This is a genomic window from Streptomyces diastaticus subsp. diastaticus (assembly GCF_011170125.1).
Lineage (GTDB): Bacteria > Actinomycetota > Actinomycetes > Streptomycetales > Streptomycetaceae > Streptomyces > Streptomyces diastaticus.
In genome coordinates this window covers 762,905-788,133 of the sequence record NZ_BLLN01000005.1, presented here as the reverse complement: position 1 = coordinate 788,133, position 25,229 = coordinate 762,905, and the positions used below count along the sequence as shown (strand labels likewise).

General features: G+C 74.5%; 18 protein-coding genes. 6 read left to right on the top strand and 12 right to left on the bottom strand.

All coding sequences use genetic code 11. The annotated features are described in order from the left end of the window. Positions 1 to 16: 16 nt before the first annotated feature. From Sdia_RS20990 to Sdia_RS20970, 5 genes are all read right to left on the bottom strand, one after another. On the bottom strand, positions 17 to 1,834 hold the full coding sequence (locus Sdia_RS20990) for an AMP-dependent synthetase/ligase (RefSeq protein ID WP_189499875.1): 1,818 nt from the start codon (positions 1,832 to 1,834) through the stop codon (positions 17 to 19). A gap of 206 nt (positions 1,835 to 2,040) precedes the next feature. Next, positions 2,041 to 2,961: a hypothetical protein gene (locus Sdia_RS20985; protein WP_124287889.1), complete on the bottom strand. Its 921-nt coding sequence runs from the start codon at positions 2,959 to 2,961 to the stop codon at positions 2,041 to 2,043. Continuing rightward, entirely contained in the window at positions 2,961 to 4,259 is a 1,299-nt protein-coding gene (locus Sdia_RS20980; protein ID WP_153054883.1) for a VWA domain-containing protein, read from the bottom strand. The genes Sdia_RS20985 and Sdia_RS20980 overlap by 1 nt, the downstream gene beginning before the upstream one ends. A 496-nt stretch (positions 4,260 to 4,755) precedes the next feature. Further along, a complete protein-coding gene (locus Sdia_RS20975; protein WP_100453641.1) occupies positions 4,756 to 5,676 on the bottom strand; it encodes a DMT family transporter in 921 nt (306 codons plus the stop codon). Next, the gene (locus tag Sdia_RS20970) at positions 5,673 to 6,455 is read right to left on the bottom strand and encodes a phosphatase PAP2 family protein (RefSeq protein ID WP_100453642.1); all 783 of its coding nucleotides are present in this window, start codon (positions 6,453 to 6,455) and stop codon (positions 5,673 to 5,675) included. The genes Sdia_RS20975 and Sdia_RS20970 overlap by 4 nt, the downstream gene beginning before the upstream one ends. A gap of 195 nt (positions 6,456 to 6,650) precedes the next feature. Between Sdia_RS20970 and Sdia_RS20965 the strand changes: the two genes are divergently transcribed. Then, complete coding sequence (locus Sdia_RS20965) at positions 6,651 to 7,349, top strand: TetR/AcrR family transcriptional regulator (RefSeq protein ID WP_100453643.1); 699 nt, start codon at positions 6,651 to 6,653, stop codon at positions 7,347 to 7,349. Between the two features lie 156 nt (positions 7,350 to 7,505). On the opposite strand, the gene Sdia_RS20960 is transcribed toward Sdia_RS20965, so the two are convergent. After that, positions 7,506 to 8,417, bottom strand: coding sequence for a DUF2510 domain-containing protein (locus Sdia_RS20960; RefSeq protein WP_164495018.1), 912 nt, complete (start codon positions 8,415 to 8,417; stop codon positions 7,506 to 7,508). A 263-nt stretch (positions 8,418 to 8,680) separates the two neighbouring features. Between Sdia_RS20960 and Sdia_RS20955 the strand changes: the two genes are divergently transcribed. Beyond that, on the top strand, positions 8,681 to 11,341 hold the full coding sequence (locus tag Sdia_RS20955) for an ATP-binding protein (RefSeq protein ID WP_191835371.1): 2,661 nt from the start codon (positions 8,681 to 8,683) through the stop codon (positions 11,339 to 11,341). A 130-nt stretch (positions 11,342 to 11,471) separates the two neighbouring features. Continuing rightward, the gene (locus Sdia_RS20950; protein WP_100453646.1) at positions 11,472 to 12,527 is read left to right on the top strand and encodes an enoyl-CoA hydratase/isomerase family protein; all 1,056 of its coding nucleotides are present in this window, start codon (positions 11,472 to 11,474) and stop codon (positions 12,525 to 12,527) included. Between the two features lie 17 nt (positions 12,528 to 12,544). On the opposite strand, the gene Sdia_RS20945 is transcribed toward Sdia_RS20950, so the two are convergent. Then, positions 12,545 to 13,612, bottom strand: a complete 1,068-nt coding sequence (locus tag Sdia_RS20945; protein WP_100453647.1) for an ATP-dependent DNA ligase — start codon at positions 13,610 to 13,612, stop codon at positions 12,545 to 12,547. Positions 13,613 to 13,665: 53 nt separating this feature from the next. Here Sdia_RS20945 and ligD point away from each other — a divergent pair, with 53 nt between their 5' ends. Next, entirely contained in the window at positions 13,666 to 14,706 is a 1,041-nt protein-coding gene (gene ligD, locus Sdia_RS20940; RefSeq protein ID WP_100453648.1) for a non-homologous end-joining DNA ligase, read from the top strand. Positions 14,707 to 14,751: 45 nt separating this feature from the next. On the opposite strand, the gene Sdia_RS20935 is transcribed toward ligD, so the two are convergent. The 3 genes from Sdia_RS20935 to Sdia_RS20925 form a co-directional block, all read right to left on the bottom strand. Continuing rightward, positions 14,752 to 15,024 carry a type B 50S ribosomal protein L31 gene (locus tag Sdia_RS20935; protein ID WP_003952031.1) on the bottom strand — a complete coding sequence of 91 codons (273 nt, stop codon included), beginning with the start codon at positions 15,022 to 15,024 and terminating at the stop codon, positions 14,752 to 14,754. 178 nt (positions 15,025 to 15,202) lie between these two features. Beyond that, complete coding sequence (locus Sdia_RS20930) at positions 15,203 to 17,422, bottom strand: OmpL47-type beta-barrel domain-containing protein (RefSeq protein ID WP_189499877.1); 2,220 nt, start codon at positions 17,420 to 17,422, stop codon at positions 15,203 to 15,205. Next, the gene (locus tag Sdia_RS20925) at positions 17,422 to 19,821 is read right to left on the bottom strand and encodes a ThuA domain-containing protein (protein WP_100454348.1); all 2,400 of its coding nucleotides are present in this window, start codon (positions 19,819 to 19,821) and stop codon (positions 17,422 to 17,424) included. The genes Sdia_RS20930 and Sdia_RS20925 overlap by 1 nt, the downstream gene beginning before the upstream one ends. A gap of 346 nt (positions 19,822 to 20,167) precedes the next feature. Between Sdia_RS20925 and Sdia_RS20920 the strand changes: the two genes are divergently transcribed. Then, the gene (locus Sdia_RS20920) at positions 20,168 to 21,262 is read left to right on the top strand and encodes a multicopper oxidase domain-containing protein (protein ID WP_189499878.1); all 1,095 of its coding nucleotides are present in this window, start codon (positions 20,168 to 20,170) and stop codon (positions 21,260 to 21,262) included. 77 nt (positions 21,263 to 21,339) lie between these two features. After that, on the top strand, positions 21,340 to 22,386 hold the full coding sequence (locus Sdia_RS20915; RefSeq protein ID WP_115069260.1) for a LacI family DNA-binding transcriptional regulator: 1,047 nt from the start codon (positions 21,340 to 21,342) through the stop codon (positions 22,384 to 22,386). 59 nt (positions 22,387 to 22,445) lie between these two features. Here the strand turns inward: Sdia_RS20915 and Sdia_RS20910 are convergent, their stop codons facing one another. Continuing rightward, positions 22,446 to 23,663, bottom strand: coding sequence for a glycoside hydrolase family 64 protein (locus Sdia_RS20910; RefSeq protein WP_181844107.1), 1,218 nt, complete (start codon positions 23,661 to 23,663; stop codon positions 22,446 to 22,448). 367 nt (positions 23,664 to 24,030) lie between these two features. Next, positions 24,031 to 25,179 (bottom strand): glycosyltransferase family 4 protein, encoded by a 1,149-nt coding sequence (locus Sdia_RS20905; RefSeq protein ID WP_100453653.1) that lies wholly within the window; start codon positions 25,177 to 25,179, stop codon positions 24,031 to 24,033. Between the last annotated feature and the right edge of the window lie 50 nt (positions 25,180 to 25,229).

The following is a 25,229-nucleotide window of genomic DNA, read 5'->3' as shown; positions in this document are numbered from 1 at the left end:
CGCAGCGCCTTCGCGGTCAGCGCGCGTACAGCGCCTCGATGACGTCCGCGTAGGCGTGCGCCACGGCGCTGCGACGGAGCTTGAACGAGGGTGTCATCAACCCCTCCTGGAGGGTGAAGTCGACCGGCAGGACCTCGAAGGCCCGGATCGACTCCGCCCGCGACACCAGGGTGTTGGCCTGGTTGACCGCCCGCTGGAGCTGGGCCCGCAGCTCCGCGTCGTCCGCCGGGGCCGCCGGCGCCCGGCCGGACGCCCCACGCAGCCGCCGCCAGTGCGCCAGTGCCTCCGGGTCGACGGTGAGCAGCGCCGCCACGTAGGGGCGGTCGTCGCCGACCACCAGGCACTGCGCGATCAGCGGATGACGGCGCAACCGCTCCTCCAGCAGTTGCGGGGAGACGCTCTTGCCGCCGCTGGTGATGATGATGTCCTTTTTGCGGCCGGTGATGACCAGGTAGCCGTCCGGGTCGAGCCGGCCGGTGTCCCCGGTCGCCAGCCAGCCGCCCGCGAGCGCCGGCGGGCCGTGCAGGTAGCCCTGGAAGACCGTGTCGCCGCGCACCCACACCTCGCCGTCGTCGGCGATCCGCACCGTCGAACCCGGCAGCGGGCGGCCCACGGTGCCGAAGCGGACCCGGCCCGGCGGCTGCGCGGTCACCGCCGCCGTGGTCTCGGTCAGCCCGTAGCCGTCGTACACCGTCACCCCGGCGCCCGCGAAGAACAGGCCCAGTTCGCGGCGGAGCGGCGAGCCGCCCGAGACCGCGGCGCGGACCCGCCCGCCGAAGACCGCCCGCACCCTGGAGTACACGGCACGCTCGTAGACCGAGTGCCGGAGTCTGGCGACGGGTCCCGGGCCGTGCCCGGTGCCCGCCGCCCGCTCCTCCCGCGCCTGGGCGTGCGCGACGGCGGCCGCCCGTGCCTTCTCGAAGAGCGCGCCCTGCCCGGCCGCCTCGGCCTCCCGGCAGGCCTCGTCGAAGATCCGCTCGAAGACGTAGGGGACGGCGAAGAGGAAGGTGGGCCGGAAGGAGGCGAGGGCGGGCAGCAGCAGCGCCGGGGCCATCTCCGGCTGGTGGGCGAGGAGATAGCCGCCGCGTACGCAGGTGACGGCCACCATCAGGCAGTAGCAGTGGGCGAGCGGCAGGAAGGCGAGGACGGAGGGCTGCGCCCCGTCGGTGGCCAGCAGGTGGCCCCACCCCGCGATGAGGGTGTCGCACTCGGCGGCCAGGTTGCCGTGGCTGATCACGCAGCCCTTGGCGGTGCCGGTGGTGCCCGAGGTGTAGCAGATGACGGCCGTCGACTCCGGGCGGACCGCCGCCCGCAGCCGCCGTACCTCGTCCTCCGTCACCTCGGCGCCGCGCTCGACGAGTTCGTCCGCGCACCCCAGGTCGAGCTGCCAGAGCCCGAGCAGGGTCCCCGGGGCCGCGCAGGCGGCCGCCACCGTCATCGCCTGCCCGCTGTGCTCCACGACCGCCGCCCGGACCCCCGCGTCGGCGAGGACCCAGCGCACCTGCTCGATGGAGGAGGTGGGGTAGACCGGTACCAGCTCGGCGCCCAGCGACCACAGCGCATACGCCAGGAGCGTCCACTCGGGGCGGGTGCGCGACATCAGTACCACCCGGTCGCCCGGCCCCACGCCCTCGGCCCGCAGCCCCCGGGCCAGTGCCAGCACCTCGTCGCGGAACCGGCCCGCCGTCACCGTGCGCCAGGGGCCGCCCGCCTCGACGGGCTCCAGGGCCAGTTGAGGGCGGTCCGGGTGGGTCTCGGCCGCCTGGTGGACCGAGTCGGCGAGGCCGCCGGAGACCTGCGGGGCGACCAGGCGCGCCACACTCACTTCCCGCACCGGGTCGCCTCCGTTCTCCCCCCGGGCCGCGTACACACCCGTGCTCGGTCGCCGCGACCCGGCCCCTCGCCCACCTGACGGGTGGCCGGCTCGGCAACCTACAGCGCCCCGCACGTGCGGGCCAGGGGCGACGGGGGTGTTCACCACCGTGCGCCGGTGGCGGCTCCGCGCGCCTCCCGCCGGGGGCGCGCGGAGCCGGCGCGCCGTCAGACGCCCGGCGGTACCCGGTGGGGACGGCCGCTGCCCCGGGTCAGCGTGTAGCCGAAGATGCCCGCGAGGGCGGCCAGGACGGCGCCTCCCGCCGTCCACAGCCACCGGTCGGTCCACCAGCCGGACGACCAGCCGTCCTCCGGCGCGGCCAGCGCCGCCGGGCGCGGTGCCTGCGCCTCCCCGTCCTCGTCGGCCGTCTCCTCGTCGGAGGCGGCCGGCAGGGCGGAGATCCCCGGCAGCAGCGGTCCCGAGAGCTTCCCGCCGACCGCGGTGGAGCCGCCCGTCTCCTGCGACTCCACCCCGACCTCGGCCCTGAAGGGCCGCCCCAGGTCGTCGGCGGCGAGCCGCGAGACCGTCAGCCGGATGTAGTACGCGCCGGGCAGCGGGTCGTGCGCCCACGGCTCGGCGAACGCCCGCACCGTACGCAGCGTGCAGGTCAGCCGCACCTCGGAGGCGTCCTCGGCGGCCCGGCGCTCCTGGTGCCCGTAGGTGCAGGGCTGGCGGCGGCGGAGTCCGTCGTAGACGTCGATCCGCCAGGTCGAGGCGCCCTGCCGGGCCTGCTCGGCGGGGAGCGACACGGTCGCCTCGATCGTGGGACGCTGCCCGGTGTCGGCGGGGAAGACCCAGTAGAGGTAGTCACCGGTCGAGGCGGAGGCCGTGCCGCGCTGCCCCTGCGCGAGCCGCGCGGCGGTGCGGAACGCGGTGCCCGCCTCGGTCGGGCCGGCCTCGGCCTCCTCGTCCTGCGAGGCCGACGGCGAGGGGGAGGTGTCGGCGAGCGCCCGCGGAGCCGTGGTGAACAGCGTGGCGGCGGCCAGCACGGCCCCCGCGACGGCGCGCCCGAGGGGACGCCGGCCCGGTGCGGCCCCCCGTCCGCCGGCTGCGGTGGCCAGGGGCCGGGTACGGAGAGCGGTACGCATCAGTGGGTCCTCCAGACGGCGAAGCGCCAGCGCGACAGCCAGCCGAAGATCAGCCCGCCGAGGAACCCGGCGAGTACCAGCACACCCAGCAGCCACCAGCCACGCCCCAGCCCGAAGGCGGCGGTGTCCGAGGCGTCGTCCGGGCCGTCGACCACGTCGACCGTCAGCTCCAGCGGCATGCCCGGCGCCGAGGCGTCGGCGGCCTTGGCGGAGGCGGCGGCGAAGGAGTTGCTGACCTCCAGGCAGACCGGTGTCGCGGCCGGCTCGCCGCCGTCGGCGTCCGGGCGCTCCCGCTCCGGGTGGCGCAGCCCCGACGAGATCACGTCGGTCCGGCCGCTGCCCGCCTCGGAGCCGCGTACCAGCTCGCGCCCGTGCGCGGTCACCGCGCGGAGCAGTACGCCGTAGTCGTCGGCGAGCGGCCGGTCGGCCGCCACGCTCACCGAGGCGCGCAGCTCCTGGCCGGGCAGCACGTCCACCCGGTACCACCGGTGGGTGCCCAGCGGCTGGCGGTCGGTGTACAGGCCGGGCTCGATCTTCGGGGCCTCGGCGCAGGCCGCCGCACCCTCCACCGGCACCGGTGTGACCACCGGGTCGGCCGCGCGGTCCACCAGCTGCTTCACCTTGTCGGAGAGGTCGTCCTTGTGCTGCACGGCGGTGTAGGTGCCGCCGGTGGCGTCGGAGATGCAGGAGAGCTGCTGGCGGATCTTGGCGTTGGGAACCAGCCCGAGGGTGTCGATGACGAGGTCGACGCCCTTGGCCGCGATCTCCCGCGCCACCTCGCACGGGTCGAGGGGCCCGCAGGTGTCCTCGCCGTCGCTGATCAGCACGATGCGGCGGCTGCCGCCGTCGTCGCCGTCCAGGTCCTCGGCGGCGCCGAGCAGCGCCGGGCCTATCGGGGTCCAGCCCGTCGGACTGAGCGTCGCCACCGCCGCCTTGGCCTCGGTGCGGTCGATGGGCCCGACCGGGTAGAGCTGCCGCGTGTCCTTGCAGCCGCGTGCCTTGTCCTCGCCCGGGTAGTCGGCGCCCAGGGTGCGGATGCCGAGTTCGACCTCCTCGGGCACGGCGTCGATGACGTCGTTGAACGCCTGCTTCGCCGCCGACATGCGGGACTGCCCGTCGATGTCGCGGGCCTTCATGGAGCCGCTCACGTCGAGCACCAGCTCGACCTTGGGCGCGGGACGTGCGGTGGGCCCGTCGGCGGTGGTGGCCGCGGTCGCCGTCGACGCGGCGGGGAGAGCCCCCGCCAGCACCGTCGTCAGCGCGGCCACCACGACCGCTGCCCGTCTTGTTGTGATCATCGGCGGATCCTATTGAAGAAGGTGACGGACCCCCAAAACGCGTGCGAAGGGTCGGGGTTGGGCCCCGGCGCACGGCTGTGGGAGCCGCCGGCCGGGAGCGCGCCGCCGGTCCGGCGGCGGGGGTGCGGGCGCCGACGCCTCCTGGCGGGAGGTGCCGGCGCTTCGGCGTGCGGCGGCCCGGCGCCGTCCGCCACCGGGGCGCGGCGACCTGTCCGCGCGCGCCCGCGGGGCTGCGCGGAAACAAGGGGGCTTCCGCGGCCCGGCCCGGGCACGTCGGTTCTCGTCGCGCGGGGGGTACCGGGCCGTTCCACCGGGACGCCGGAAGGTCGGCCGGGCGCCTCCGGGCGCGTGTCCGCGGACGTGTCCGGCCGGCCACCGCGGCCGGTGCCCGTCCGGTTCTCCCCGCGCGTACCGGTGCGCGGGCTCCGGGACCTCCCGGCCGCGCCGCCCGGACGGTCCCGCGGGAAGCCTCCCGGTCCGTCGCCGGACCGGCGGTTCAGCCGCCGGCCGCGCCCACGGTCCGCCCGGGCGGTCGCGTGCGCGTGCCCGGTCCCGCCTGCGGGACCGGCGTCTTCCCCGCGTGGCGTCCCGCCGCCCTGCTCAGCGCCACCACGCCCCGGCCCGCCACCAGCGCCCCCGCCAGCGCGGGCAGTACCCCCGCGGCTCCGCCGTGGAGCCGTTCGCCGAGGAGGGTGAGGCCCACGGCCGAGGCGGCGAGCGGGTTGGTCAGGGTGACGACGGCCAGGGGCGCGCCGAGACCGGAGCGGTAGGCGGTCTGGGCCAGGAGCAGCCCGGCCGTGGCGAAGGCGGCGACCAGCAGGGCGAGCAGGACCGTCGGGAGGAGGGGCGGGCCCGGTCTCCCCGGGGCGGCCAGGGCCACGGTGACCGTCTGGGTGAGCGCCGAGGCGATCCCGGAGGCGAGGCCCGAGGCCGTGGCGTGGCGCAGCCCCGGACCCCGCCCCGGGCGGCCGAGCGCGCCGATCAGCAGCAGGCTCGTCGCGCCGACCGCCAGGGCCTCGGTGAGGGTGAGGCTGTCCTCGGGCGCGGGGCCGGACGCCGCGGACATCAGCAGGGCGAGCCCTCCGAGGGTGAGCAGCGCGCCGCGCCATTCGCGCCGGGCCACCCGGCGCCCCGCGTACCGCGCGCCCAGCGGGACCGCCGCGACCAGGGTGAGCGCCCCGAGCGGCTGGACGAGCGTGAGCGGGCCGAACCGCAGGGCGACGACGTGCAGCAGGGCGCCCGCGGTGTTGAGGCCGACCGCGCCCCACCAGGCGCCGGCCCTGAGCAGTCGCGCCAGATCGCGGGAGGCGCCGGGCGCCGTGCGCGCGGCGAGGCGTTCCTGGGCCACCGCGGCGGCGGCGTAGGCGAGGGCGGACACGAGGGAGACGGCGACCGCGACGGCCAGGTCCGCGGTCATCGACGGCCGCCCGGCAGCGGTACGCGCCCCCGCAGGCGGCCCCGGGAGCCGGCCGTCCCCACCAGCCGGACGGTGGCCAGGGCGGCGGCGAGCAGGCCGGTGGCGGCCAGCGCGTCGAGCCAGTAGTGGTTGGCGGTGCCGACCACCACGAGCAGGGTCAGGGCGGGGTGGAGCAGCCAGAGGTACCGCCACCGGGAGCGGGTGGCCGCGATCAGGCCGACGGCCACCATCAGCGCCCAGCCGAAGTGCAGGGAGGGCATCGCCGCGAACTGGTTGGCCAGCGGGTCGGCCTCCGGCGCCCTGCCGTAGACCGTCGGGCCGTACACCTGGCCGGTGTCGACCAGACCGGCCGCCGCCGGCATCCGGGGCGGGGCGAGGGGGACCAGCAGGTGCAGGGCGAGCGCGGCGCCCGTCAGCACCGCCAGGACCCGCCGGGACCACAGGTAGTGGCGGGGCCTGCGCCGGTACAGCCAGACGAGGAAGAGCGCGGTCGCCGGGAAGTGGACGGTGGCGTAGTACGTGTTGGCGATGCGTATCAGGGTGTCGCCGTGCAGCAGCAGACGCTGCACGGCGGCCTCGTCGGGCAGGCCCAGGGCGCGCTCCGCGTGCCGGACGCCGTCGGCGTGACGGAAGGCCGCGGCCGTCTCACCGGCGGCGAGCAGACGGCCGCACTTGTAGACGAGGAAGAGTCCGGCGACGAGGAGGAGTTCGCGGACGAGCGGCGGCCGGGGAGCGAGGTCCGGCCGGTCCTCCGCGGCAGGCGCGGAACGGGCTGTCATGCCCCGGCCCCTTTGCTGACGGTGTGGACGTGTGCGGGCGGATGCGGTCGGGTCGGCGGCCGGATCGATACGCCAGTGTACCGATACGCGTCCGTATCGGTACACTGGCGTATCGATGGGCTGTGTGGCCGGAAAGGGTGCCCCGGGGAGCCGTCCGGCGGCCGCCCGCCGTCGGGAGACGAGAGGGTTGGGCGTATGACGTCGCAGAGTCGTAGCGAAGAGCGCGGCGGGCTCTCCTCCCCCCGCTCCAAGATCACCCCCGAGCGCGAGCGCGAGCTGTACGAGGCCACCCTCGACCTGCTCCGCGAGGGCGGGTACGAGGCGCTGACCATGGAGGGGATCGCGGCCCGCACCCGCTGTGGCAAGTCCACGCTCTACCGGCAGTGGGGCGGCAAGCCCCGGCTCGTCGCCGCTGCCCTGCGGGCCCAGCGCCGCGTCCGCTTCTCCGGGATCGACACCGGCTCGCTCGCCGGGGACCTGCGCGAGGCCGCGCGCGCCGGAGCCGAACGCGGCGACCGCGACGGCCTCCTGGTGCAGGCGCTCGCCCACGCCGTCCTCCAGGACGAGGACCTCCAGCAGGCGCTGCGCGAGGCACTCGTCCATCCGGAGACCAGCATGGTCGACGCCATGCTGGACCGGGCCGAGGGGCGCGGGGAGATTCCCGTCGGCCACCCCGCCCGGGAGTTCGTCGCCGCGCAGATCTTCGGCGTCCTGCGGGTGCGGCCCGTCCTGGAGGGCCGCCGCCCCCACCCGGCCGAGGACGCCGCGTACCTTCAACGCTTTGTCGACATCTGTATCCTGCCCGCGCTGGGCCTCACCTCTCCGGCCGGACCTCCGCCGCGGACGGGCGGGCCCGCGGGGGACGACAGACGGGGCCGCCGTCCTCGCGGATGAGGGACGGCGGCCCGAGGCGCCGCTCCGTGGGGACGGGCGCGGCGCGCCGCGGGACCGGGCGGGACTCCTCCGAGGGGGGCCCGCCCGGTCTCCCGCCGGGCGCGGGGGTCCGTGCCCGGCGGCGAGCCGGCCGCGGCCACCCGGGGCGTGCCTCGCTCAGACCTCCCGGCCGGGCCCCGTCCCCAGCTCCGCCTTCTGTATCGCCCGGGGTATCTGGTCCAGCACGGTCGGCCTCGGCGCCTTCGGATGGTCGTCCAGCCCGAAGCGGACCAGCACCATCAGCCGTGGCGAGGCCGGGGAGGGGAAGGCCAGGGACTGCACGTACCCGTCGACGCCCGAGGCCGTCTCCACCTTCCAGCGCACCAGATGGCCGCGCTGCCCGGCCACCGTCACCGCCTTGGCCGCCACCTCCTCCCGCGCGGTGATCGAGCCGTACGTCTCGCCGCCGTACGCCTCCTCGATGTTGGCCTCGATGTCGGCCTCCGCCGTGGCGCGGGCGGTCCTCTCCTTCAGCCCCATGGCCTGGGCGGGCATCGAGAAGGCCCCGCTGCGCACACAGGTCAGCTCCGCCGCCCCGGGGCACGGGTACGGACGCGTCGTCACCTGCGCGCCCGCCTCACCCGACTCCCCGGTCCACCCCTCCAGCACCGGCAGGGCGATGCCGCTGGCCCCGTCGGTCGCCGCGTCCGCCGCGCCGTCCCCCGGTGCCCGCCGGTCCCGCGCGCCGTCGTCCCCGGCTGCGCCGGCCCGCTCGTCCGGGCCGTCCTGGGTGAGGGCGTACACGCCGCCGCCGATCCCGGCGAGAACCACCAGGCCCACCACCGCGGCGACCACCGTCCGGGCCGTCCGCCGCGACTTCGGCGGCGCGGTGTACGGCTGCCCGGGGCCGGGGCCCCAGGGCGCGGGACGGCCCCAGCCCTGGCCGGTTCCCGGGGCGGCGCCCGCCGGCCCGCCCGCCGGGCGGAGGCTGTCCGTCCACTGTCCGCCGTCCCACCAGCGTTCCTGGCGGGGGCCGTCACCTGCGTGGCCGGGGTCGGGGTACCAGCCGGGGGGAGTCACCTGTGTCATGGGCGCCACAGTATGAGCCCCGAGTGAGGGAGTCATGAGAGGGGCGGGCCGAGAAGCGGGCGCCACGACGGCACTTCCACCGTCGGGCGTCGACCGGGTGTCCGCAATCCGGCGTATCTCCCCGCTCGTCCCCCCGTGATTCTCACCCCGCGCACCAGGGAACGCACGGAGTGTGCACCGCGGAACGCCCCTGTTGGCTACGCTCGGAGCCGCAGTGCAGCCAGGTCCGGGCGCCGGACCGCGATCTGACGGGGAGGAGCGGCATGGCACCGGAGCACGCGGAGGCCGTACCGTCCGGACCGCTCTGGGAACGGGACGCGGAACTCGCCGCCGTCACCGGCGCGGTCGACGCGCTCTGCGAGGGGAGCAGCACCGGCGGCCTGCTCGTCTTCACCGGCGAGGCGGGCATCGGCAAGACGGCCGTGCTCCGCCAGGTCCGGCGCATAGCCTCCGGCCGCTGCACCGTCTGGACGGCCCGCGGCGGCGAGACCGTCACCTCCGTCCCCTTCCACGTCGTCCGCCAGCTGCTCCAGCCCGCCCTGGTCTCCCTCAGCGCCGCCGAGGCCCGCGAGTACCTCGGCGACTGGTACGACATCGCCGGCCCCGCCCTCGGGATCGCCCGGCCCGGCGGCCGCCAGGCCGACCCGCAGGGCGTCGTCGACGGGCTGGTCGCCGCCGTCAGCCGCCTGGTCACCCTGCACTGGCCGCTGGTCCTCGTCATCGACGACGCCCACTGGGCCGACCAGGAGTCCCTGCGCTGGCTCGCCGGCTTCGCCCAGCACCTCGACGAACTGCCCGTCCTGCTCGTCGTCGCCCACCGGGACGACGAGGCCACCGGCGAGAGCGCCCGCCATCTGAGAACCGTCGGCCGGGCCGCGCGCCCCGGCACCAGCCTCGCCACCCTCACCGCCTTCACCCCCGACGCCACCGCCGGACTGACCCGCGCCACGCTCGGGCCCGAGGCCGACGACCCGTTCTGCCGCGAGGTCTGGGCGGTCACCGGCGGCAACCCGTACGAGACCGTCGAACTCCTCGCCAAGGTCCGCGGCGCCGGGACGGAGCCGGTCGAGTCGAACGCCGCCGCGCTGCGCGACCTCAACGCCAAGGCGCGCGGCCGCGGGCTGGTGGCCACCCTCGAAGGGCTCGGCACCGAGGCCACCCGCCTCGCCTGGTCCGCCGCCGTCCTCGGCACCAACATCACCCTGCGGCTCGCCGACGAACTCACCGGGCTCAGCGCCGAATCCGCCGCCCACTGCGCCCGCGTCCTGCGGGAGGCCCGCATCCTCAGCGGCGAGGACGACGCCCTCGAATTCGCCCACCCGCTGATCGCCACCGCCGTCTACCGCTCCGTACCCGCGGCCGCCCGCACCGCCCTGCACGGCCAGGCCGCCTGGGCCGTCACCCGCTCCGGCCGCAGCGCCGCCGAAGCCTCCCGCCACCTGCTGGAGGTCCATCCCGACGACGACCCCGAGATCGTCGAGCAACTGCGCCGGGCCGCCCGCGAACACCTCGCCGTCGGCGCGCCCGAGGCCGCCTACCGCTGCCTGGACCGGGCCCTGGCCGAACCCCCGCTGCCCGAGACGCACGCCACCGTGCTCTACGAACTCGGCTGTGCCGCCCTGCTCACCTCACCCAACGGCACCGTCGCCCACCTGCGTGCGGCCCTCGCCATGGACGGCCTCGAACCCGGTGCCCGCATCGACGCGGTCTGCCGTCTCTCGCAGGCCCTCGTCCACCTCGGCCACGTCAGCGAGGCCGTGCAGACCATCGAGCGCGAGGCCGCCCGGCTGGAGCCGGGCCCCGACCGGCTGCGCCTCCAGGCCGTCCACTACATGTGGGAGGGCATCCACACCGGCGAGGCCGACGCCCTCGAACGCTCCCGCGTGCTGCGCGAGATCGCCCAGCCGCTCACCGGGCGCGACAACTCCGAGCGCGCCCTGCTGATCCTGCGCGCCTTCGACGCCATGACGCGCGGCGAGAACGCCGAACTCGTCGTGGAACTCTGCGACCGCGCCCTCGTCAACGGCCGCCTCGCGCCGGGACTCGGCTGGACCGACACCGAGTGGAGCTTCGAACTCCTCATCATGCTCGGCGGCAGCTACCTCTTCGCCGACCGCCTCGACCGCGCCGAGGCGCTCTTCGGCGAGGCCCTGCGCATCTACGAGATCTCCGGCTGGAGCGGCGGCCACCTCGCCATCGCCCACGCCTTCGTCGGCTACGTCCACCGCCGGCGCGGCCGGCTGGTCGAGGCGGAGGGGTTCCTGCGTGAGAGCCTCAGACTCGCCGACCGCGTCGGCGAGGAGCTGCCCATGCACTGGGACGCCGCCTGCATGCTCATCGACACGCTGCTCTGCCGCGGCCACCTCGGCAAGGCCCAGGAGGTCGCCGAGCGCTACCACTTCGGCCCGCCCTACCCCTCCACCCTGATCCTGCCCGACGCCCAGTCGGTCCGCGGCAGGCTGCTCCTCGCGCAGGGCCGTACCAAGGAGGCGATCGAGGAACTGGAGGCCGCCTCGCACGCCGCCGCCGAGACCGACCGCTACAACACCGTCCTCGCTCCCTGGCAGCTCCTCCTCGCCCGCGCCGTCGGCCCGCGCGACCCGCGCCGCGCGAGGGAACTGGCCGCCGACGCACGCCGCCAGGCCGAACGCTTCGGCACCGACACCGCCATAGGGGAGGCGCTGCGCTGCGCCGCCGCCCTGGAGACGGGCCCGCGCGCGACCAGCCTGCTGGCCCGCTCGGTGGCGTACCTGGAATCCTCCCCCGGCGCCTACGAGCACGCCGAGGCGAGAGTCGCCTACGGGATCGCGGCACGCGACGCCCGGGAACTGACCCGGGGTCTGGCCCTGGCCCGGGCTTGCGGTGCCGACGCGTTGGCCGCCCGGGCCCGCGCGGTGCTGCGGGAGGGCCGGGGGCTCGGGTGAGCCCGCACCGCCCTGCCCCGCCGGCGCTCCCGCCCGGCGCCCCGTGCACCATCTCTGACCGGCACTTCTGTCCGAGGACTCGAACGCCTAGGCTGGAGTCGATCACTGCTCAGCGGGAGAGGGGACGGCGATGACCGAGGAAGCGGTACGCGTGCGGGTGGAGGGGCGGGTCGGACGGATCACGCTGAACCGGCCGCGTGCGCTCAACGCCCTCAACCACGCCATGGTGGACCGGATCGCCGGGGCCCTGGACGCCTGGGAGCACGACCCGGCCGTCACCACCGTCGTCATGGAGGGCGCGGGGGAGCGGGGCCTGTGCGCGGGCGGGGACGTCCGGGCCATCCGGGAGGACGCCCTGCGCGGCGAGCTGGAGGCGCCGCTCGCCTTCTGGCGCGACGAGTACCGGCTCAACGCCCGGATCGCCCGCTACCCGAAACCGTACGTCGCCCTGATGGACGGCATCGTCATGGGCGGCGGCGTCGGCATCTCCGCCCACGGCGGCGTCCGTGTCGTCACCGAGCGGTCGCTGGTGGCCATGCCCGAGACCGGGATCGGGTTCGTGCCGGACGTCGGCGGCACGTACCTGCTCTCCCGCGCCCCCGGCGAACTCGGCACCCACCTCGCCCTCACCGGACGGCCCGTCGGTGCTGGTGACGCGCTGCACTGCGGCCTCGCCGACCACTACCTCCCGGTCGCCGGACTCCCCGGCCTGGTCGAGGCACTGGCGCAGGCTCCGGCCGGCGAGGACGCCGCGGCCACCGTCGCCCGCCTCGCGCACCCCGCGCCCGAGGGGGAACTCGCCGCCCAGCGCGACTGGATCGACGCCTGCTGGTCCGCGCCCACCGTCGAGGAGGCGCTGGAGCGGCTCGACGCCTCGGGCGAACCGGCCGCCAAGGAGACCGCCGAGACGGTCCGGGGCCGCTCCCCGCTCGCCCTGAAGACGGCCCTCGCCGCCGTGCGCAGAGCCCGCGCGCTGCCCGGTCTCGAAGCGGTGCTGGACCAGGAGTACCGCGTCTCCGCGCACGCGCTGACCTGGCCCGACCTCGCCGAGGGCGTCCGCGCCCAGGTGGTCGACAAGGACCGGGCGCCGGCGTGGCTGCCCGCGACGCTGGACGCCGTCACCGACGAGGCGGTGGCCGCCGCCTTCGCCCCGCTCGGCGAGGGCCGCGAACTGGGCCTCGGCTGACGGGCGGCCCCGTCCGGTCAGCCCTCCTCGCCGAGCACGGCCCCGAGGTCGTACCGGACCGGCTCCGCGAGCTGGGCGTACGTGCAGCTCTCCGGGGTCCGGTCCGGCCGCCACCGCTTGAACTGGGTGGTGTGGCGGAACCGGGTGCCCTCCATGTGGTCGTAGCCGACCTCGCAGACCCGCTCCGGGCGGAGCGGTACCCAGGACAGGTCCTTCGTCCCCGACCAGCGGCTCGGCGCGCCGGGCAGCCGGGCCTGCTCGTGGGCGGCCGCCTCACCCCAGGCCGCCCACGGGTGGTCGGCGACGGATGCGAGACGCAGCGGCTCCAGTTCGGCGATCAGCTCGGTGCGCCGCCGTGCGGTGAAGGCGGCGCAGACGCCGACGTGCTGGAGCGTGCCCGCGTCGTCGTAGAGGCCCAGCAGCAGCGAACCGACGCCGGTGCCGCCCCGGTGGGTGCGGTACCCGGCCACCACGCAGTCGGCGGTGCGGCCGTGCTTGATCTTGTACATGACCCGCTCGTTCGGCCGGTACCCGAGGTTCAGCGGTTTGGCCACCACCCCGTCGAGCCCGGCCCCCTCGAACTGGTCGAACCACCGCTCCGCCAGCTCCGCGTCGCGGGTCGCCGGGGCCACGTGCAGCGGCGGGCCCGCCTCGCCCAGCTCCTCCTCCAGCAGCGCCCGCCGCTCGGTGAGGGGCCGGGCCGTCAGGTTGTCGTCGCCGAGGGCCAGCAGGTCGAAGGCGACCAAGGAGGCCGGGTTCCGTTCCGCCAGCATCCGCACCCGGGAGGCGGCCGGGTGGATGCGCTCGGAGAGCAGCTCGAAGTCGAGGCGTCCCTCCCGCGCCATCACGATCTCGCCGTCCACCACGCACCGCCGCGGCAGCCGCTCCAGCAGTGCCGCCACCAGCTCCGGGAAGTAGCGGGTGAGCGTCTTGCCGGTACGGCTGCCGAGCTCCAGCTCCGGCCCGTCCCGGAAGACCAGGGCCCGGAAGCCGTCCCACTTCGCCTCGTACTGCATCCCCGGCGGAATCCGCGTCACGGACTTGGCGAGCATCGGCTTCACGGGGGGCATCACCGGCAGGTCCATACCCCGAGTCTGCCCGATATGCGGCATATTCGCTGGCGGCCTACGGTGGCCGCATGGGATCGGAAGCGGTGCAACTCGAGGTCGGCGGCCACACGGTGCGGCTCTCCAACCCGGACAAGGTGTGGTTCCCCGAGCGCGGCTTCACCAAGCTGGACGTGGCGCGGTACTTCCTCGCCGTCCAGGACGGTGCCACGCGGGCCCTGCGCCGCAGGCCCACCACCCTCCAGCGGTTCCCCGACGGCGTGGACGGCGAGTTCTTCTACCAGAAGCGCGCACCGAAGAACAAGCCCGCCTGGCTCGACACCGCCCGCATCTCCTTCCCCAGCGGCCGCCACGCCGACGAGATCTGCCCCGAGTCCCCGGCCGCCCTCCTGTGGGCCGTCAACCTCGGCTGCCTCACCTTCCACCCCTGGCCGGTGCGCGCTCCCGACACCGAGCACCCCGACGAGCTGCGCGTCGACCTCGACCCGCAGCCGGGCACGGACTTCCGCGACGCCGTCGCCGCCGCCCGCACGCTCCGCGAGATCCTCGAGGAGTACGGCATGTGCGGCTGGCCCAAGACCTCCGGCGGGCGCGGCCTGCACGTCTTCATCCCGATCGAGCCGGTCGAGCCGTTCGTGGAGGTGCGCCGGGCCGCCATCGCGCTGGCCCGCGAGATCGAGCGCCGTATGCCCGAGGCGGTCACCACCGCCTGGTGGAAGGAGGAGCGCGGCGAGCGCATCTTCGTGGACTACAACCAGACCGCCCGGGACCGCACCATCGCCGGCGCCTACTCCGTCCGCGGCAAGCCGCACGCCCCCGTCTCCGCCCCGCTGCGCTGGGACGAGCTCGGCGACGCCGACCCCCGCGACTTCGACCTGCTCACCATGCAGGACCGCTACGCCGCCCTCGGTGACGTGCACGCCGACATCGACGACCACGCCTACCGCCTCGACCCGCTCCTGGAGCTGGCCGCCCGCGACGCCCGCGAACACGGCCTGGAGGATCTGCCCTACCCGCCCGATCACCCCAAGATGCCCGGCGAGCCCCGCCGCGTGCAGCCCAGCCGGGCCCGCCGCGACCGCGACGAGCCCGATGGCGAGGCCGCCGGCTGAGGCGGGCCGGGGCGCGCGGCTCCGGCCCGCCCCCGGCGCGTACGCCTACGCTCCCGGCCCCTGCGGCGCCGACCCGTCCGCCCGGCCGTAGCGCCGCTCGAACTGGGCGACGCGGCCCTCCGTGTCCACCGTGCGGGCCTTGCCGGTGTAGAAGGGGTGGCTCTCGGAGGAGATCTCCACGTCGATCACCGGATAGGTGTTGCCGTCGTCCCAGTCGATCGTCCGGTCGCTGGTCGCCGTCGAGCGGGTCAGGAAGGCGTACCCGGCCGACTTGTCACGGAAGACGACGGGGCCGTACGCGGGGTCGTTCTGCTTCATACCGGCGCTCCTCGGATTCGGCCGTACGGGCACCGGAGGCCCGGCGCCCACCCTTCCCAGCCTGAGGGCCCGCCCCGGCCGCCGCCAGCGCACGCCGCCGTGGGGGGAGCCACCCCGCACGGCGGCGGGGGCCGCCGGCGCACGCGCCGACGGCCCCCGGTTTCCCGCTGGGACCAGGTCACAGCTCCTTGATGCGGATGTCGCGGTACGAGATGACGTCGGTGACGCCGTGGACCTGGAGGCCGATGTAGCCGGAGGCGTAGCGCCGGCCGTCGGTGCCCGGGTCGTCGTCCCGCGGCGGGTTGAAGGACTGCCCGCCGGTGTTGTCGAACTCGTTGATCAGGGTGCCGTTGCGGTAGATCTCGTAGTGCTGGCCGGTCACCTTGATCTCGTAGTCGTTCCAGGTGCCCTTCGGGGTCACCCCGGCGCCGCCGAGGCCGACCCGGTCGAAGCCGTAGACCGAGCCCGACTTGTAGATGTCGCCGTCGGGGCGGTCCAGGATCTGGAGCTCATGGCCGTACTTGATGGCCACCCACTCGGGGCGGGACTCCTCCGGGTGGTCGTAGGGGTGGGGGAAGCGGGCGAAGACGCCCGCGTTGGCGTTGCCGCCCTCCGGCGCGTCGTCCCGCCACTGGAGCTTCAGCGAGAAGTCGTCGTACTTGCGCTCCGGGAACCACAGCATGCCCATGCCCTCGACCTCGGTCGAGCTGGTCATGGAGCCGTCCTCGTTCAGGTCGAAGGCGCCGCCGCCGGCCTGCTCCCACTGGGCGAAGGACTTCTCGGTGCCGTCGAAGAGCTTGCGGTAGCCCTCGGTCTGGCCGGGCTTGCCGATGCCGGAGGCCTTGGCGGCCTGCCGGATCTGGCGGGTCTCCCGGTCGTCGATGACGCCTTCCTTGCCGAGCGCGGTCAGCACCGTCTCGACGTGCTTGAGGAAGAGGGCGTTCGAGGACCACTCACGCTCGTCCTCGATCCGCTCGTTGATCCGGCAGCGGTTGTCCGTGATCCGGTTGGGGACACCGCTGTTCTGGTCGCCGACGAAGACGGTCTCCCGCTCGTCGAACTCCGCGCACGGCGGAGCCGGCACGTCGCCGCCGATCACCGAGAACGACACCTGGCGGGCCTCGGAGGTGTTGCCCGCCTTGTCACTCGCCCGGTAGGCGAAGGTGTGGCGGCCCACCCGGTCGACGACGACCGGGTCCTCGTAGGTGAGGTAGGGGCCGCCGTCGAGCGAGTACTCGGCCTTCTCGACGCCCGACTCCTCGTCGGTCGCCTTCACCGTGACCGTGGCCTTGCCGAGGTAGGCCCCGGCGGAGTTGCGGTCGCCGGACAGGGCGGCCGAGACCTCCGGTGCGGTGGTGTCCTCGGCCGGCTGCTCCACCACGGTGAACTCGGTGGTCCGCGGCTCGGAGCGGTTGCCCGCCTTGTCGGTGGCGCGGTAGCGGAACCGGTGCTCGCCCACCTCGTGCACCATCACCGGTGCGTCGTACGCCTGCCAGGCGCCGTCCGCGCCGAGCGCGTACTCGATGGTGTTGACGCCCGAGCCGGTGTCCGAGGCGGTCACGGTGACCGTCGCCATGCCGACGTACGCGCCGTCCGCGTCCTGGTCCCCGGCGACGGTCGCCGAGGTCTCGGGCGGGTCGGTGTCGTCGGTGTCCGGGCTGGCCACCGTGAACTCGGCGGACTTCTCCTGCGACTGGTTCCCCGCCTTGTCGGTGGCGCGGTAGCGGATCACGTGGTCGCCGACCTCGTTCACCACGACCGGCTCCGAGTACGGCTCCCAGGCACCGTCGGCGCCGCGGGCGAACTCGATCGCGTCGACGCCCGAGCCCTCGTCCTTCGCGTCCAGCGAGACGGTGGCGCTGTCGACGTAGTCGCCGTCGGCGTTCTGCTGGCCGTCGACGGAGGCGGTGACCTCGGGGGCGGTGGTGTCGTCCTCGCCGCCGCCGTCCTCGCTCACCACGAGGGTGCCCTGCATCTGCCCGTGGCCCGGGATGGTGCAGTGGTAGCGGTAGGTGCCCGGGGTGAGCACCACCTCGGCGGTGTGCTTGCCGCCGTTGGCGTCCGAGGGGTTGGCGAGGATGTTGAGCTGGACGTCGCTGTTGTAGTCGGGGTTGCCGGTGTCGAACGTCAGGGTGTGCGGCATCGACGTGGTGTTGCCGGTCGCCTCGCTGTTCTCGAAGACGATCGTGGTCGGCCCCGGGGCCGCGGTGGCGGGCGCCGACAGGTACTTGTCGATGTCGTTGCCGGCCGTCCAGGTGAGCGTCTGCGCCGCCGCCCTCGGGTCACCGCCGCCGATCTCGCCGGCCGCGGCGGGGGCGGTCAGCCCCAGCAGCATCAGCAGCGCCGCGATCAGCGCGGTGCCCACGCGCGGGGGTCCGCCCCGCCGTGTCCTTCTCATCACTTCCCCTTCCCGGCCAGGTCGCCGGCGGCCGGGGTGGGCCCGCCGCCGGTGTAGGTCACGCGCCACAGCGCCGACTTGTCGTCCGAGGTGAAGAAGCCGCGTCCGTAGTCGAGGACGTACAGGGCACCGTCCGGACCGAACTTCCAGTCCATGAGGTTGCGGATCCCCTGTTCGCCGACGGGCACGATCTTCTTCAGCGACTCGGCGTGCACCGGCAGGCCGCCCTTGCCGACCGTCTTCGGGTCGGTCAGCACGGCGTGGCGCGGCTGGTCGGCGTCGTAGAGGTCGCCGACGAACCACTTGCCGTCCCAGTAGGCGGGCCACTTGACGTCGCTGTCGCTGTCGGCGTCGAAGCGGTACACGGGGCCGTTCATCGCGGCCTGCCCGCCGCCCTTGAGCCAGGGCAGCCGGAAGAACTGCTCGTCCTTGTCGTAGGAGGGCACCCCGTTCTCGTCACGCGGGAAGTCGGGGCCGCCGCCGTCGGGCGAGTACCAGATGGTGTTGCCGGTCACCGGCGGCAGGTCGACCAGGCCGTCGTTGTGGGGCGACTCGTTCTTGGGGGCGTCGCAGTCGTACCAGCCGAGCGGCTTGGCCGGGTCGGGCAGGTTCCGGTCCCGGTAGGGCTGCTTGTTGCCCATGCAGTAGGGCCATCCGTGGTTGCCGGGGCCGGTGATGGCGGCGAAGGTGTCGTACTTGGCCGGGCCCCAGGTGGTGGAGGGCGCGCCGGCGTCCGGGCCGACCCAGCCCGCGTAGAGCGTGTCGGTCTTCTTGTCGACGGCGATGCGGGCCGGGTTGCGCACGCCCATCACGTAGATCTCGCCGCGGGTCTTGCCGCCGCCCTCGTCGGGCTCCTCGCCGGTGAAGAGGTTGCCCTTCGGCAGGGTGTACGTGCCGTCGTCCTCGGGGTGGATGCGCAGGATCTTGCCGTTGAGGTTGTTGGTGTTGCCGGAGGTGCGGCGGGCGTCGGCGAAGGAGAGGCCCTTGAAGTCCGGCTCGGGGTTGTTGCCCGAGTAGCCGTCGGTGAACTGGCTGGAGTTGGTGTCACCGGTGGCGATGTAGAGGTTGTCGTCCGAGTCCCAGGCCAGGCCGCCGCCGGCGTGGCAGCAGCTGTGGATCTGCACCGGCCAGTTCAGCAGCACCTTCTCGGAGGCGAGGTCCAGCTCGCCGGTGGACTCCTCGAAGGTGAAGCGGGAGACGCGGCGCTCGCCGACGTGCTTCTCCCGGTCGATCTCCGAGTGCGGGCTGTAGTGCAGGTAGACCCAGCCGTTGTCCTCGAACCGGGGGTCCAGCTCGATGCCGAGCAGCCCCTCCTCGTTCTTGACCAGCTCGTCGCCGCCGCCCTTGTTGCCGAAGACGGTCAGCGAGGCGGCGAGGCTCACCTCGCCCGTCTCCGGGTCCCAGACGTGGACCTGGCCCTGGCCCTTGCCGACGTCCGGGTCGTCCCAGTCGGTGACCACCGGCTGGGAGGAGTCCGCGCCGCCGCGGCCGATGTAGAAGACCCGGCCGTCCTCGGCGGTGACCAGGCCGTGCGGCTCGCCGATCTGGTCGTTCTGGCCCGGCTGGTTGGGCTTGGTGAGCCGCTCCGCCTTGTAGTTGGCGTCGATGGACGCCTTGCAGTCGGCCTGGGTCAGGCGGGCCGTCCACATCAGGGCGCCGCGCAGGTGGTCGCGGAAGTCGGCCTCGGCGAAGCTCTCGGCGGTGCCGCCCATCGCGGTGTAGAAGGAGCGGCCGCCGTCGTAGTCGCGGCACCAGGAGACGGGGTGGTCGGCGCCGTTGGCACCCTCCCCCGGGGTGTAGGTGGCCTCCCGGACGCGGGCGATCGTGTGGACCTTCCCGGACGGGTTCTCCTTCCAGTTCAGCCACTTGTCGGGCCGCTTCCACTCCAGCGGCAGGTTCTCGGCCGCCGGGTGGACCCGGTCGCCGACCTCCACGGTGGCGCGCTGCGCCTTGGCGCCGCTGCCCGCGGTGGGCCGGGCCCCGATCAGCTCGCCGAACCAGGTGGAGTACGGCTCGGTGCGGGCCGCGTCGTGAATGCCGAGGAAGCCGCCGCCGGCCTCCACGTACGCCTCCAGGCCCGCCTCCTGCTCGGCGTCGAGGATGTCCCCTCCGCCGGTGAGGAAGACGATGGCGTGGTAGCGGCCGAGCTTGCGCTCGTTGGTGAAGACCGAGGCGTCGGAGCCGGCCTCGGTGACGAAGCGTTCCTCGGCGGGCCCGGTGTTGCCGATCTTCTCGATCGCCTCGATGCCCGCGTCCACGTTGGGCGGCTCGGCGCCGGTGGACCCGTGGAAGACCAGTACGCGGGTCTCGGCGCCGCCTGGCGGGGACGGCAGCGACATCGTTGTCCTGCCGGGCTCGTCGGTCAACGGCCGCGCGCTGGCCGTCCCGCCGGAGAGCATGCCGGTCAGCAGCGCGCCCGAGACCACGGCCGCGGCCGCGGTGCGGCCGGCGGCTCTGCCGGCCCGTGCGCCGGAGCCTCGTGGCCCCGGTGTCCCGCCTGGTGTGCCGGGTCGCCGATGCGGTAGCAACCGCATGTGTTCACCCACCCCTCGTCGGTCACAGGAAACAGCGCGGATGAAGCTAGACCTCTTTTCGCAAGTCGCCAAGGGCTATGACCGCAATCGATCGAACTTTGTCCTGAGTGTGGATAAACAAAGGGCGCGCCGATACCGTATGGCCGTCGTCGGCGCCCCAAGGCTGCGTCGGCCCCGCCCAACACCCCCACTGTTCCGAGGAGTTCAGGCGATGAGCGAGGCGAACGGGTCCATCGGCAGGCGTGGCTTCCACCGCGGTCTCCTGGCAGGCGGAGCGGTCCTCGCCACCGGGGGTCTGACATCGATGTCGCAGTCCTCGGCGGCGGCGGACACCCCGCCGAGGACCGCGCCGGCCGGCGGCGAGGTCAAACACCTCACCATGTACTGCGAGAAGATGGCCGACGGCATGACGGGCTACGGCCTGGAGAAGGGCAAGCCCTCCATCCCCGGCCCGCTCATCGAGCTCAACGAGGGCGACACCCTGCACATCGAGTTCCACAACCTCCTCGACGTGGACGCCAGCCTCCACGCGCACGGCGTCGACTACGAGATCAGCAGCGACGGCACCCGCGCCAGCAACAGCCACGTCGAGCCCGGCGGCAGTCGCACCTACACCTGGCGCACCCACGCCCCCGGCCGCCGCAAGGACGGCACCTGGCGGCCCGGCAGCGCCGGATACTGGAACTACCACGACCACGTCGTCGGCACCGACCACGGCACCGGGGGACTGCGGCAGGGGCTCTACGGCGGGCTCATCGTCCGGCGCGAGGGCGACATCCTGCCCGACAAGACCTTCCAGATCGTCTTCAACGACATGACGATCAACAACAGGCCCGGCGACCAGAGCCCCGACTTCGAGGCCGAGGTGGGCGACCGGATCGAGGTCCTGTCGATCACGCACGGCGAGTTCTACCACACCTTCCACATGCACGGGCACCGCTGGGCCGACAACCGCACCGGCCTGCTGACCGGCCCCGACGATCCCAGTCCGGTCATCGACAACAAGATCACCGGCCCCGCCGACTCCTTCGGCTTCCAGTTCATCGCCGGTGAGGGCGTCGGCGCGGGCGCCTGGATGTACCACTGCCACGTCCAGAGCCACTCCGACATGGGGATGGCCGGGCTCTTCCTCATCGCCAAGGCCGACGGCACCATCCCCGGCTACGACCCGGACGCGCCCCACCACGCCGCGCCGGAGAAGTCCTCCAAGGACGCCGCCGAGGAGAAGAAGGCCGCCGAGGAGAAGGGCGAGGCCCAGTCCGGCAAGGGGAGTCAGGCGGACTCCGGGGATCACGCACACCACTGACCCGGCCCCTGACAGGGCGCGCGGCGTACGCTGACCGGCGAACCACGACCGTCCGCCGTCCCGCAGGAGCGCCCGCCGTGCCCGTACCGCCCGCCACCCCACGCCCGACCCTGGAGGCCGTCGCGGCCCGGGCGGGGGTGTCCCGGGCGACCGTCTCCCGCGTCGTCAACGGCGGCGCGGGCGTCACGGAGCAGCTCGCCGCGCGGGTCCGCCGGGCCGTGGACGAACTCGGCTACGTCCCCAACCGCGCCGCCCGCGCCCTGGTGACCCGGCGCCACGACGCCGTCGCCGTCGTCATCGCCGAGCCGGAGACCCGGGTGTTCACCGACCCGTTCTTCGCCCTCCAGTTGCGCGGTATCAGCGATGAACTCACCGCGCGCGACGCGCAGTTGGTGCTGATGTTGACCCGTGGTGACGAAGACAGCGAACGTGTCGGCCGCTACCTGGCCGGCGGCCACGTCGACGGCGCCCTGGTCTTCTCCGTCCACCTCGACGATCCGCTGCCCGGTCTGGTCCGCCGGGCGGGGCTGCCCGCCGTCTTCGGCGGCCGCCCCGGCGACCCGGCCGCCACGCCCTACGTCGACTGTGACAACCGGGGCGGCGCCCGTGCGGCCGTCCGCCACCTGGCCTCGCTCGGGCGGCGCCGGATCGCGCACATCAGCGGACCGCTCGACCAGACCTCGGCGGTCGACCGGCTCGACGGCTGGCGGGACATCACGGAGGCCGCCGGCTCCGGACTCGAGGCCGGTCCCGGCCTGCTGGCCTCCGGCGACTTCACCCCCGAGGGCGGCGCCCGGGCGATGAGTGCCCTGCTGGAGCGGCGCCCCGACCTCGACGGGGTCTTCGCCGCCTCCGACCTGACCGCCTCGGGGGCGCTGTGGGCGCTGCGCGACGCGGGGCTGCGGGTGCCCGAGGACGTCGCGGTGGTCGGCTTCGACGATCTGCGGACCGTCGCGCAGCACACCGAGCCGCCGCTGACCACCGTCCGCCAGGACATCGAGGAGATGGGCCGGCTGATGGCCCGCAGCCTGCTGGACGCCGGGGACCGTGCCGGATCTCCCGAGAGCGCGAAGCGGGACGGCGTCATCCTTCCCACGACCCTGGTCCGTCGCGCGAGCGCGTGAGCGCCCGGGCGCGGCAGCCCCGGTGAGGGGCCGCGCCCGGGCGCGGGGAGCGGGTGGTGTCAGGCGCCGACCCGCACGGTGAACCGCACCGGGTTGTCGTCGTGTGCCGCGCCGGAGACGTCGGGCTCCCCGTCGGGACGCACGTCGTCGTACGGGAAGGCGTATCCGATGGGGGAGTTGGCGTGGACCACGCGCGACCAGTGGTTGGTGACCGGGTCGCGGTAGTAGTCGTCCGCACCGCCGCCCGGCTGGTCCGGGTGGGTCAGCAGGGTGCTCCGGTTGAACCCGGCGGCGAGCCGTGCCAGCAGCCCCTTCTTCTCGTCCGAGTCGTTCGGGTCGTTGGTGAACGGGCCGTGGTCGCAGGTGAAGATGTCCCGCGAGACCGGGCGGGGGAACTCGTGGCCGCCGTTGAAGGTCAGCACGTCGCCCTGGACCCGGCCGGTGAACACGCCCCGGCCGCCCTGGAGGTCGATCCTCAGGTCCTCGTTCCGGTACTTCTCCCAGACCTGGTCGATGTACGGCTCCCAGACGTCCTTGAACGGCATCCGGTCGGGCTCGCCGAACCAGGGAGCCATGACGGACTGCGGCGAGACCACCCGGAGCACCTTGCCGTCGTCGCCCCGGATGACCAGCTGGTCCCAGGGCTGTCCGTCGGCCTGTGCCTGTGCCTCCAGGTCGGCGGCGATCCGGTCCACGGCCCCGTCCGGCATCGGCGCGACCTCGTGCGTGCCGTCGCCCTTCAGGGTGATGCCGATCGGCAGCGCGGTGACCAGGTCGACGTAGCTGATGTTCGAGTAGAGCTGCGTGGTGTTGAAGGTGAACTCGCAGAACGACCAGACGCGCCCGTAGTTGGGGTCGTCCGGCGAGGCGAAGGCGGGCTCCACCAGGGACGGGCCCGGGTTCAGGTAGAAGTCCAGGGTGTCGTCGCGGACGAAGTACACCCGCGAGCCGTACATCTGCGGCAGCGTCAGAACCAGCGGGTCGGAGCCCGCCGACGGCAGCGGGATCGCGCAGTCGTCGGGCAGCGGGGTGTTGGGCTCGGCGGGGGAGTCCGGGCGGAAGACGCTGCCGTCGGCGCGGAGGATGATCCAGCGGTCCGTGGCCAGCTCGCGCCCGGTCACATAGGCGTTGACCTGACCCGGCAACGAGGTGTTCTGCAACGCCAGTTCGCAGGTCTCGGGCGCCGCCGCCCGGGACCGCGTGGTGGCGGCGGAGAGCTGCGGGACGCCGAGGGCGGCGGCGGCTCCGGCCGCGCCCGCGACACCGGTGAGGAACACTCTGCGTGAGATCACGGAAGCCTCCTGGCTCTGTACGTGTGGGGGTACGCCGCCGGGCCGTGGGGGGAGTGGGGGGTGGCCGCTGCGGCTGGCCCCCACTGTTGCGGGGTGGAATGAACGCGTCAAGGGATCAGGTTGAGAGCGCTCTCATATTTTCCAAACGGCTGAAAGTCGATGGTGGGTGAGCGTGCGTGTGGTGGTGCGGTTCCGGTGTCGTCCGCGCGGAGCCGCCTCGCCCGGCGACGAGTTTCGGCCCCGGGGCGGCCGGCGCGTGCCGCGCGGCCGCCTCGTCGCCCTCCCCGGACCGTGCGAGGGCTCCGCGCCCGGCGGCGCCGAGGCCCGTCCTCCGCCGGACCGGGGCGGTGCCTCAACCGGCCCGGTCCGCTTCGTTCCCCGGCGTGAGCAGGCGTGTCAGGTGTTCCGCGGAGGCGTCCCACGTCCAGGACCGCTCCACCCGGCGCCGCCCCTCCCGGCCCATGGCCGCGCCCTGCGGGGAGGTCAGCATCCGGACGACGGCGGCCGCGACCGCCCGCACGTCCCGGCCGTCGACCACTGCTCCGGTGCGGCCGTCGAGCACCGCGTCCGGTGCCCCGCCGGAGTTCCCGGCGACCACGGGCAGACCGCTGGCGGCCGCCTCCAGGTAGACGATTCCCAGCCCTTCCGCCTCCAGGCCGGCACGACGGGTGCGGCAGGGCATGGCGAACACGTCGGCGGCCGCGTAGAAGTCGGGTGTGCGCTCGTGTCCGACCCCGCCCGCGAAGACCACCGAGCCCGCCGGACACGCGTCGGCCAGCCGCCGCAGCCGCCGTTCGTCCGGTCCCTGACCCACCAGGAGCACGGCCGCCTCCGGGACGGCGCGCCGGATGAGTGGCAGGGCCCGGACCAGCACGTCCTGCCCCTTGCGGGGGACCAGCCGCGCCACGCTGAGGACGACCTTGCGGTCCTGAAGCCCGTACCGCTGCCGCACCGCGCGGCCCCGCCCGTCCGGCCGGTCCGGCCGGAAGGTTGCCGCGTCGACCCCGGGGACCAGCCGGCTGAGCCGGGCGCGGGGGCCCAGCGCCGGGGCGATCCGGTCGCGGGTGTACCCGCCGAGGTACGTGACCACGTCGGCGCTCTCCCCCACTCGCCGCAGCAGACGCCGGGCTCCGGGCACCCGCGCCCACCAGATCTCGTGGCCGTGCGTGGTGGCGACGATCCGCTCGACCCCGGCCCGCCGCAGCGCGGGCGCCATCGCGGCCAGCGGCGCCGCCGCCCCGAACCAGACGCGGTCCACGCCGTGTTCGCGGACCAGCGCGAGGACGCGTTCGGTGGTGCGGCGGCTGGGCAGCAGTGTCCGGCTCCGGTCACGCGAGACGGGGAACGGCAGCGTGGCGTCGAAGGCGGCCGCCCCCGGCTCCGAGGAGGTGTGCACGACCACGTCGTCCCCCGGCACCCGCACGGCCATGGCGTGGACGAACGTCTCTATGCCGCCCTGACGCGGCGGGAAGTCGTTGGTGACGACGAGTGTGGTGCCCATGGTCGCTGCTTCCGTGAGAAGGGGAGGGGAGCGGGGGGAGCTTCCCGGGG

What these genes read in the sequence shown, in the direction of transcription:
- Sdia_RS20985 (WP_124287889.1), bottom strand. Translation starts at nt 2,961, where the DNA reads ATGCGTACCGCTCTCCGTACCCGGCCCCTGGCCACCGCAGCCGGCGGA.
- Sdia_RS20980 (WP_153054883.1), bottom strand. Translation starts at nt 4,259, where the DNA reads ATGATCACAACAAGACGGGCAGCGGTCGTGGTGGCCGCGCTGACGACG.
- Sdia_RS20975 (WP_100453641.1), bottom strand. Translation starts at nt 5,676, where the DNA reads ATGACCGCGGACCTGGCCGTCGCGGTCGCCGTCTCCCTCGTGTCCGCC.
- Sdia_RS20970 (WP_100453642.1), bottom strand. Translation starts at nt 6,455, where the DNA reads ATGACAGCCCGTTCCGCGCCTGCCGCGGAGGACCGGCCGGACCTCGCT.
- Sdia_RS20965 (WP_100453643.1), top strand. Translation starts at nt 6,651, where the DNA reads ATGACGTCGCAGAGTCGTAGCGAAGAGCGCGGCGGGCTCTCCTCCCCC.
- Sdia_RS20960 (WP_164495018.1), bottom strand. Translation starts at nt 8,417, where the DNA reads ATGACACAGGTGACTCCCCCCGGCTGGTACCCCGACCCCGGCCACGCA.
- Sdia_RS20955 (WP_191835371.1), top strand. Translation starts at nt 8,681, where the DNA reads ATGGCACCGGAGCACGCGGAGGCCGTACCGTCCGGACCGCTCTGGGAA.
- Sdia_RS20950 (WP_100453646.1), top strand. Translation starts at nt 11,472, where the DNA reads ATGACCGAGGAAGCGGTACGCGTGCGGGTGGAGGGGCGGGTCGGACGG.
- Sdia_RS20945 (WP_100453647.1), bottom strand. Translation starts at nt 13,612, where the DNA reads ATGGACCTGCCGGTGATGCCCCCCGTGAAGCCGATGCTCGCCAAGTCC.
- ligD (WP_100453648.1), top strand. Translation starts at nt 13,666, where the DNA reads ATGGGATCGGAAGCGGTGCAACTCGAGGTCGGCGGCCACACGGTGCGG.
- Sdia_RS20935 (WP_003952031.1), bottom strand. Translation starts at nt 15,024, where the DNA reads ATGAAGCAGAACGACCCCGCGTACGGCCCCGTCGTCTTCCGTGACAAG.
- Sdia_RS20930 (WP_189499877.1), bottom strand. Translation starts at nt 17,422, where the DNA reads ATGAGAAGGACACGGCGGGGCGGACCCCCGCGCGTGGGCACCGCGCTG.
- Sdia_RS20925 (WP_100454348.1), bottom strand. Translation starts at nt 19,821, where the DNA reads ATGCTCTCCGGCGGGACGGCCAGCGCGCGGCCGTTGACCGACGAGCCC.
- Sdia_RS20920 (WP_189499878.1), top strand. Translation starts at nt 20,168, where the DNA reads ATGAGCGAGGCGAACGGGTCCATCGGCAGGCGTGGCTTCCACCGCGGT.
- Sdia_RS20905 (WP_100453653.1), bottom strand. Translation starts at nt 25,179, where the DNA reads ATGGGCACCACACTCGTCGTCACCAACGACTTCCCGCCGCGTCAGGGC.